Source organism: Flavobacterium sp. UGB4466 (assembly GCF_903469665.1).
GTDB classification, from domain to species: Bacteria; Bacteroidota; Bacteroidia; order Flavobacteriales; family Flavobacteriaceae; genus Flavobacterium; species Flavobacterium lipolyticum.
This window is the reverse complement of sequence record NZ_CAGKLC010000133.1, coordinates 1-8,804: the sequence shown is the minus strand read 5'-3', so window position 1 is coordinate 8,804 and position 8,804 is coordinate 1. Positions and strand designations below refer to the sequence as shown.

Annotated in this window: 8 protein-coding genes and 1 tRNA gene; 1 reads left to right on the top strand and 8 read right to left on the bottom strand. The window is 34.3% G+C overall.

Annotated elements, in window-relative coordinates; all coding sequences use genetic code 11:
* Positions 1-44: 44 nt before the first annotated feature.
* The 8 genes from JO950_RS19910 to JO950_RS19875 all read right to left on the bottom strand — a co-directional run bounded on the left by JO950_RS19910 (position 45) and on the right by JO950_RS19875 (position 8,490).
* Positions 45-632, bottom strand: coding sequence for a hypothetical protein (locus tag JO950_RS19910; protein ID WP_237732399.1), 588 nt, complete (start codon positions 630-632; stop codon positions 45-47).
* Position 633: 1 nt separating this feature from the next.
* A complete protein-coding gene (locus JO950_RS19905) occupies positions 634-2,133 on the bottom strand; it encodes a hypothetical protein (RefSeq protein WP_202704204.1) in 1,500 nt (499 codons plus the stop codon).
* Positions 2,134-2,249: 116 nt separating this feature from the next.
* Positions 2,250-4,349 carry a peptidylprolyl isomerase gene (locus JO950_RS19900; RefSeq protein ID WP_017494783.1) on the bottom strand — a complete coding sequence of 700 codons (2,100 nt, stop codon included), beginning with the start codon at positions 4,347-4,349 and terminating at the stop codon, positions 2,250-2,252.
* A 108-nt stretch (positions 4,350-4,457) separates the two neighbouring features.
* Positions 4,458-5,717, bottom strand: a complete 1,260-nt coding sequence (locus JO950_RS19895; protein WP_202704203.1) for a hemolysin family protein — start codon at positions 5,715-5,717, stop codon at positions 4,458-4,460.
* Positions 5,718-5,720: 3 nt separating this feature from the next.
* A complete protein-coding gene (locus tag JO950_RS19890; protein ID WP_017494781.1) occupies positions 5,721-5,915 on the bottom strand; it encodes a hypothetical protein in 195 nt (64 codons plus the stop codon).
* A gap of 11 nt (positions 5,916-5,926) precedes the next feature.
* Positions 5,927-6,478, bottom strand: a complete 552-nt coding sequence (gene lptC / locus JO950_RS19885; protein ID WP_202704202.1) for an LPS export ABC transporter periplasmic protein LptC — start codon at positions 6,476-6,478, stop codon at positions 5,927-5,929.
* A 52-nt stretch (positions 6,479-6,530) separates the two neighbouring features.
* Positions 6,531-7,763, bottom strand: a complete 1,233-nt coding sequence (locus JO950_RS19880; protein WP_202704201.1) for a hypothetical protein — start codon at positions 7,761-7,763, stop codon at positions 6,531-6,533.
* Positions 7,756-8,490, bottom strand: a complete 735-nt coding sequence (locus JO950_RS19875) for a type III pantothenate kinase (protein WP_202704200.1) — start codon at positions 8,488-8,490, stop codon at positions 7,756-7,758. The genes JO950_RS19880 and JO950_RS19875 overlap by 8 nt, the downstream gene beginning before the upstream one ends.
* A 104-nt stretch (positions 8,491-8,594) precedes the next feature.
* On the opposite strand from JO950_RS19875, the gene JO950_RS19870 reads away from it, so the two are divergent.
* Positions 8,595-8,670, top strand: a tRNA-Phe gene (locus JO950_RS19870).
* Positions 8,671-8,804: the final 134 nt, after the last annotated feature.

The window sequence follows — 8,804 nt, the reverse complement described above, 5'->3', positions numbered from 1 at the left end:
AACTGAAGAAAAACTAGTTTTAAATTCAATATTTAAACTATAAACTAGTAATAAACATAATCGCCAATCACTTTAACTACAATCCATTTCTTCTTTTCTTTTTTCATAACAACAGTAAAGTAATCTCCTCCTCCCGTAGAATATACCTTAGCATAATAAAACATTATGTATTTTTTATTTCGATAATACATTGGATCTGAAATTATTATTGCCTCATGCAATCCTGTACCATAATATCTAACTAAAAAATCATGCTTAAATAATCCCTTTTCATCTTCAAGTATGAATTTGTACTCAGGAAAATCTTCCTTTTTCCAATATTTTTTTAGAGTATCATTGACATATCTTTTATACATTTTTTCCCAATGCTTCTTTACAAAAAGCCCATCTGTATAATCTAAAGAATCTCTTGGATCTATTATATGATCAAGCCCCACACCTCCATTGAAGATTCTCAGAGCCCACCTATTAAGCCCCTTATCTCTTTGTAAAATATACTTTTTCTCTTTACTAAGTTTTTGTGTCTCAAGAAATACATTGATTGACTCATAGTTATCTACATATTGAACACTGGTACATGATAAAATAAAAAAAGAAATAATTGCAAGTAATATTTTTAATTGTTTCATCATTTTACTTTTTACAAGGTATCCCTATAGGAGAGTTTATACCATATTGAGAACCCAATTTTTCGGCATTAATTCTAGCAAAAATTCTTTCCCGGTCTTTAAAATTTTTATCGTTAGTATCACTAGGATAATTCTTATTAAATATTTGTGTTCCTTGAAGTCCTCCCCAAGCCATGTCGAGATATACCTGTTTAATAAGAACTGAAGAAACAACAGGAGTTCCTGTGTGAAACTCTTGTATGGTCGAAGCGATCGTGTTCACATATCTAATAGCAATTAACTCGTGTTGCGCGGCTGGGAGTACATTGGTATTTCTTGTGATTTCTTGTTTTACATAAGCTTCATAGATAGTTGGAAAGTCATAAATTATTGAAGCTCCTAAAGTTTTATTTTCATTCAATAGACTAATCAGATAAGCATGTATAACCTCATGCGCCATTGTAGCGGCAACCGACAAATCGGTAGGAGGATTTGTATTACCTGTTCCGTAAATATAATCCTGATTAAAAACCATATTAACATCGTTAGTACTCCCGTTGGCCTTAGTGGTTTGTGCCCATACATTTGCATTATCATTTTGTACTTGTCCCGTTGACATATTTATATTAAAAACAGATCCCGTCGCACTAAAACGAGTAATCATTTTTGCAATATCGGCCTGTTTTAAATTTTTCAATTTTTCCAAAACTGCTTTGGTACAGGCATCCAGTTTGTCTGCACTAATTTGCTCTTCTATCCTTTGTGCATTTTCCGAAGTTGTCGAACCTGAACTTCCACTTCCTCCACCTCCCGGAGATTTCACATATCCTTTCGGACTATTTCCCTTCGATCCTGAGTTTAAACTGCCTCCATAAGAACCTCCTGCACTTCCACCCCCTCCATAATCCTGTTTATTTTCGGATTTTTCCCTGCGAATGATCACTTCATCTAATTCAATAGGATCTGATTTTGCTGTCGATTTATTCAGACGCTCTGCCTCCTCCGGAGAGATTACTCTAAGTCCTGTTAACCCTGCTGTCGTATTGGAGTTTTCAAATTTTGCTCCGTTTACAAATCCGCTTTCTAAATCCCAGGCAATGATATATCCATTAAAGTTAACTAAATCCTGTGAACTTTTTATTTTTTCTAAAGATTCCGATGACGGTATTATTTCATATAATGTAGCCGAAAATTCTTTTTTATCCTCTGATGGATACAAATACAATAGTTGTTGTCCTTTATAGGCATCGCTAAGATTATTATCTTTAACAGTAACCACAATCGCCTCAGACCCATTTTCGAAAGTTTCTGTGGTTGCACTATCCCACTTATAAATCTGATTTTTAAACGACGAATCGATTTTTACTTTTGATTGATACTGTTCAAACCAAACCTTCGCTTCATTAACCGTAATAGACTGCTCTATTTTTTGTTTCCCTCCTACCTCTTCTAAAGCACAACGACCTGTTAACACTGCAACTCCTAAAACCATTAGGAGGATTGCTAATTTTTTAGTATTTTTCATACAAATATATTTTTATAAATATAAGAAAAATACTATACTGAATTTGGAAATTTCATAAAAAAAAACCTGCTCGAACTAACGAGCAGGTTTTTTATAAACTTTTAACTAACTAAAAACTAGTAGTTAAATTGTAATCTATTATCTTCAATTTTAGCGTTGGCTTTCAATGCCGGTAAAATTCTACTTGCATCAGATGCGCTTTGTGCTTTTACTTTAGCAACATATTCTGCGTGATTAGCAGCTGCAGGAGCTTTTACTGTACTGATATTTTTCACTACATATACACCTGTATTACCTTCAATTGGAGCAGAGATTTTGTTTGCAGCTAATGCAAATGCATTACCTACCACTTTTGGCTCTTGCCCAACACCTCCAGGCAATACCGGGCTATCCATAGTTACGTTAGCCGCTTGTTGAACGGCTACACCAGCACTCTTCGCAATAGCTTCAAGTGATGAACCTTTCATTTTTGCTTTTAAGATCTCCGCTTTTTTCTTGTTTTTCAAAATTGACTCCACATAAGGTCTTGCCAAAGTTACAGATACTAAACCTGATTTGTTTTCGCTTTTGTATTGTGCAATTACGTGACCGATATTTGCCAATTCAAAACGTTTTACATCTCCGGTGTTCGTTTCCTTATCAAATGCCCATCTGATGATGTTACGTTGATTTCCTAATGGACCAAATGCTTCGTCCATAGCTTTTGCAGTTATCGGAGCAGCCACTTTTAAACCTAATTCTTTTGCCGTAGCATTAAAATCTTTATCGGCAGCGTCCATTTCAAATTTAGTTGCCAATGTAAATACTTTATCAGAAGTAGCTTCAGAAGGCTCAATTTTTTGAGCGATAGTAGCTAAACGAATTCCGTCTTGTTTGTCGGTAATTTTGATTACGTGAAATCCAAAAGGAGTTTCAACTAAACCAACTTTTCCAATTCCGTTACTGAATACAAAATCATTGAATGGTTTCACCATTTGGTTTGGTCCAAAATATCCTAAATCTCCTCCTTGTTGTGCAGAAGAATCATCTGAACTTGTGAAAGCCAACATCATGAAACTATCAGGGTTTGCCTGAACCTGAGCCAGAATTTCTTCTGCTTTAGCTTTAGCTTCTTCTTTCGTTCTTTTCTCTTTTGTATTTGGAGTTTGAGAACCTTCGTATCCAATTAAAATATGACTTGCTTTTGCATTAACTCCTGCTTTAAATCCTAAAGATTTAGAAATTGCATAGTATCTTCCGTACACATACGGTCCGTAAATTGCTCCTGCAGGCAAGCTGAATAATTTATCAGCATCAACAGCCGGCAAAGCATTTTTAGGTACATACGTTGAATCGTAAGGAACATCAGAATTTGAGTTTACAAATTCAGCAATGTTAGTAGCATTTTTAAATCCTGGCAAAGTATCGTTTTTACCTGTTTTAGCATTGTACTCTACTCTTCCGTTTAATAATGCAGTAATTTTAGCTTTAATTTCAGCTTCGTCTTGTTTTGAAGCTTTATCTTCTACTAAAACGTATTGAATTTCACGAGTTGCATCCGCTTTGAATTTCTTCTCGTTTTTCTTCATATATTCTACAATCTCTGAATCAGAAATTTTCACTTCACTATCTTTAATTGAAGAATACAAAGCAGCAGCGTAAGCAAAGTTTACTTTGTTAGCTTCCATTTCATATTTTAGTTTTCCTTCACTTACCGTAGTGTAAAGTCCGGATTTTACTAATGTATTGTAGATTTGAAATTTAGCGTTTAGCTCAGCATCTTTTTCTTTTTGAGAGATAAATTGTGCTGCTTCAGGATTCGTTTTAAAGTATTCTTTAAATTTAGCTACATCAAAAATACCGGCAGCATTTAAGAACATTGGGTTTTTACCAATATTCGGATCTGCCTTTAAAACTTCAAGCAGGTGTTTTTCACCAACTCTCAATCCTAATTTATCAAACTGTGTTGATAATAATGCGATTGAAACCTCCTGGTCCCAAACTCTGTTTGCAGCTTCAGTGGAAGTAATTCCTTGACCACTTTTTTCAACATTACTAACTTTAACTCTAAAGTCTTCAAATGAAATATCTTTTCCATCGATGCTTCCCACATCTTTTGAACTTTGACCAAAGGTTCCTCTTGTGAATAGATCTTGTATTATAAATGCAAATAATGCAAGTGCAATAACTCCTATCAATAAAGCGGAACGCTGTCTAATTTTTGCTAAAACTGCCATTTTTATTATCGTTAATTTTATATTCAGTTTGCGAAAATACAATTATCTAGTTAATAACAATACAACTAGCGTTTTATTTTACACAATTTTTTTTATTAATTTAAAAAATCACTCTTTTATTGTCAATTTAACCAATTCTATTTTCTTATTTTTGGCTTCTTCAATCATAAAATGATAGTTTCCAATTCGTATTTCTTCTCCTTTTTGAGGAATTTCTTTGGTCGAATTGACAATAAAACCACCTAAAGTCCCGTACGAATCCTCCTCAGGAATCGCTAATTTATAGGTTTCATTGAGATATTCTACATCTAATCGGGTCGAGAACAAATACCTGCCTTCTCCTAATTCCTGCTCAATCAATTCCTCATCTAAATCATGCTCGTCTTCGATCTCACCAAAAAGCTCTTCAACGATATCTTCTATTGTAATAATTCCGGAAGTTCCTCCGTATTCATCCAGAACTACGGCCACATTTTTTCGTTTTTTGATCAACAGATTTAGTACATCTTTTATCAAAATGGTTTCGGGAACAAATTCAACCGTCATCAAAACCGATTTTATTGTTTTTGGTTTTTTAAACAAATCAAACGAATGCACATACCCTACAATATCATCAAGTGAATTTTGACTCACTATAAGTTTCGAATATCCAGTTTCTATAAATAACGCTTTAAGATCTGCAACGTTGTCAAACAAATCAATATCAACAATTTCGGTGCGCGGCGTCATGATATCACGGGCTTTTACACCTGAAAATTCCAATGCATTCTGAAAAATCTGAATTTCAGAATCTACTTCTTCATCATCCTCAACAGCATTCATTTGTTCTGCAATATAATTCCCCAATTCAACTTTGCTAAAATACAACTGTGCCTGATCTCCTTCTGTTTTAAAAAATTTACGCAGAATAAAATCTGAAATCCAAATAAAAAAAGTAGAGAAATAGTAGAACAAACGATAAAACAAATAGGCCGGAATCGCAAAAATCTTGATTAACGAATTGGCATAAATCTGAAAAAAAACTTTTGGAAAAAACTCAGCAGTTACCAAAACTACAAAAGTCGAAATAACCGTCTGAATCAGCAAACTTGTTAAATTTGAAAAATGCCCTGCTGAATTGACGATCCATTTCAGAATCAAATCTCCCATGTAAAAGCCATAGACAACCAAAGCCAGGTTATTACCAATAAGCATTGCAGCAATAAACTTTGAAGGATTTCCGGTAAGTTTTGTTAGAATTTGTGAGGCAAAATTATCTTGTTTTTTTTCAATTTCAAGATAAATTTTATTGGATGAAATAAAAGCAATTTCCATTCCTGAAAAAAAGGCTGACAATATTAAACATAATACTATAATCCCTATTTCCATTGTTTATTGCTTTTTATTACGGTCATCAAATTTCTTGACAAATTTCCTCCTAAAGAAGAACATAAATACTGCCATACCTGCAATTAAAAAACTTAAAGCGGCGGTATCATTTCCATCGTTTATCTTTGTAAAACCATCATAAATAAAGTAAATGGCAAATATGATGTAAACGTATTGTGTATATTTTATGTAACCCATAATTTCTTTTTTTATTCGTCTGATTCGATCTCGCCGCTCACACGCTGCGAATTAATCACTTTAAAATCCTTACTAAAATCTATCCCTTGCCCATTTGAGCTTCCTTTTGCATCTGTAAGCTTAAATTTTCTTTCGGTATAAAACCATTCGTTATTCTGATCGAAGTACAGCTGTTCTGTTTCCAGCATTTGCCCTTCTTCAGAAGTGATTCTAACTTTTCCCTGCAAGTCAATTATACCGGTTGGTTTATAAGACACTGCATAATTTGACCTGATAAAGGTACGTTTTTGATTTTTATCGTATAAGGTAACATCAATTCCTTTTGGAAATTCGGTAAATGGAAAATCCAAATTAGAATAATCCAGCATTTTAGGACTTTTCAAAACCCCGGTTATACGCCCGGAATCTGTATATTTAATATCAACGGTATCTGCATCACTTCCGGGAACAAACTCTGAGAAGTTAATTTTCTGAACTTCTTTAAAATTACTTTCGCACCCAAAAAACAGTGTCACAGTAAAAACTGTGACAGCCGCTATTGTATATCTTTTTGATAAATTCATTTGCCAAATGTAGTAAATTGTAATGAGCTTAAAAAAACATAAAAGTTTATGTTTAATTGAATTTACTTTTCACGAACCATTTATCATTAAATGAGAAGCTCATACTAAAATTGAAATAGTTTTCCTGAACTAACCCTGCTGACATTGTTCCTCTTTTCCCGAACTCAAGTCCAATATTAACATTTGAAAAAGATCCGTTATTAAGTGGAATCCCCATACCCAACGTCATTCCTAAATCATTGATTTCCTGATTATTTACTACTAAACCAATTTTCTCGTATTTTAACCCGGCTCTGTACGTCATTCGGCTAAAATAGCTTGTGAACGATTCATAATTAGGAATATAGTACCCCCCTATCGCATACTTTTGATATTTTTCGTAACGTACATTATCTCTTGTATTGTAAAAATTAGCAAGCTCTCCCTTGCCCTGAAAAGAAATCGTCGTACCCACCAGCCATTTTCTGGCTTCCCCGATACCCGCACCAAAGGTTATTTTATTTGGTAACTTTAGTTTATTTGTTTGCTCAGGAGTATTAATTGGATCCGGATCACCATCTACCTGAATAACTCTTGTGCTGTTTGAATTTAAGTTACTGGCAAAAGTATAATTCAAACTGGTAAACAAGCTTAGTTTTTTATCAATTTTTGTTTGATACATGGTACCAATATTAAAATTAATACCCGATAACTCAGAAGCATTTGTCTCTCTGGTCGCGTTTTCAACATTTGTTCTAAGTGCTAAACTTGTGGTGGTGATTCTTCCGAAATTATACTGTGCATCAACTCCAATATTCCAGTTCTTTTTAATCTTATATCCTAAACCAAAAAACACTTTATTAACTCCACCTTTTCCCTGAAGCTGTGTACTTGTAGCTCCTTCTGTATCTGTAAGGTCATTTTGAATTTTATATCCAACAGAACTCAACGGAACTAAACCAAACGCTGCTCCAAATTTTCCCATTGGAATTCCTAATGCCAAATAATCAAAAGTAGCTCTTTGTGCCTTTTCAGATTTTTCGCCGGTTTTCAGATTAGTTGTACCAAAAGATCCCCCAACTGTAAAAGTTGTAAACTTTAAACTCGCATAACTTGCAGGATTTTCAATATTCAGGTGAATACTATCCTGCTCCACCGCAACTCCTGACATCGATCTGTTTTCAAGGGTTCCTTTAAATCTTGTATCTCCAATTCCGAAGAAAGAATAAGGCGATGCAGTACCCTGTTGAGCGAATGAAACGAACGAGATAAGCAAACAAGCGCTTACTATAATTTTTTTAATCATTGTCGATTTTATATTGAAATGTTTGGTTCAAACTCTCCAAAAGGAAATTTGAATTGGCAAATATGGTATTTTTTAATCGTTTAGCCAAAAAATCTGCATCACCTCCCGTTAAAATTATTATAAAATTTGAAAAGTTTGCCCGATATTCATCGATAAAACCATCAATCTCATAGACGAATCCATTGACCACTCCAGAGTGAATCGCCTGTTTTGTAGAATCTCCAATATATGCCTCCGGAGACTCTAAAGTGAGTAACGGCAGCCTGGCTGTAAAATTGTGCAAAGATTCGTAACGCAGTCTTAGTCCCGGAGAAATAGCTCCCCCTAAATAGTTATCATTTTCGTCGATGAAATCGTAGGTTATACAAGTTCCGGCATCAATTACCAGTCTGTTTTGTCTGGGAAATTTCAAAGTTGCTCCGGCCGCCAAAACCATTCGGTCTATTCCTAATGTTTTTGGAGTTGCATATCTATTGGTGAAAGGAAAAATATCCTCATGGGTTAAAAAATGAACTTTTAGATCCTTTTCGAAAGTCAGAAAAGATTGTTTTTCGACATTTCCAACCGATGCAACAACCAAATCGGAGCATTTCTGAAATTTTTCTAAAATTTTTTTTATTTTTTTTTCGAGCTCATTTTTCTCAAAAGTAAAAATTTCAAGAACAGTACCACCCTCAAATACAGCAGCTTTAATTCGGGTATTCCCAACATCAACCGTTAAAATCATGTTTGTTTTTTTAGCAAGGCGAAGATACGAATTGATTTTTTTAAAAAAATGTTTTGGATAAACGAAAAATGATTCTATCTTTGCACCCGCAATGCGCACAGCACGGTACCTTAGCTCAGATGGTAGAGCAATGGACTGAAAATCCATGTGTCCCTGGTTCGATCCCTGGAGGTACCACCAAAACCCACTCAACCGAGTGGGTTTTTTGTTTTTACCATTTTTCCTTCGTAGTTAAACAGGATCAAGAGCAAAACCTGGGGAGGAATGTCAAAATAAAATTAGAAATTTGTAATCTAAGAATTAGATATGACACC

Excerpts from the sequence above, each read along its gene's own strand:
- JO950_RS19910 (WP_237732399.1), bottom strand. The coding sequence starts at position 632 with ATGATGAAACAATTAAAAATATTACTTGCAATTATTTCTTTTTTTATT.
- JO950_RS19905 (WP_202704204.1), bottom strand. The coding sequence starts at position 2,133 with ATGAAAAATACTAAAAAATTAGCAATCCTCCTAATGGTTTTAGGAGTT.
- JO950_RS19900 (WP_017494783.1), bottom strand. The coding sequence starts at position 4,349 with ATGGCAGTTTTAGCAAAAATTAGACAGCGTTCCGCTTTATTGATAGGA.
- JO950_RS19895 (WP_202704203.1), bottom strand. The coding sequence starts at position 5,717 with ATGGAAATAGGGATTATAGTATTATGTTTAATATTGTCAGCCTTTTTT.
- JO950_RS19890 (WP_017494781.1), bottom strand. The coding sequence starts at position 5,915 with ATGGGTTACATAAAATATACACAATACGTTTACATCATATTTGCCATT.
- lptC (WP_202704202.1), bottom strand. The coding sequence starts at position 6,478 with ATGAATTTATCAAAAAGATATACAATAGCGGCTGTCACAGTTTTTACT.
- JO950_RS19880 (WP_202704201.1), bottom strand. The coding sequence starts at position 7,763 with ATGATTAAAAAAATTATAGTAAGCGCTTGTTTGCTTATCTCGTTCGTT.
- JO950_RS19875 (WP_202704200.1), bottom strand. The coding sequence starts at position 8,490 with ATGATTTTAACGGTTGATGTTGGGAATACCCGAATTAAAGCTGCTGTA.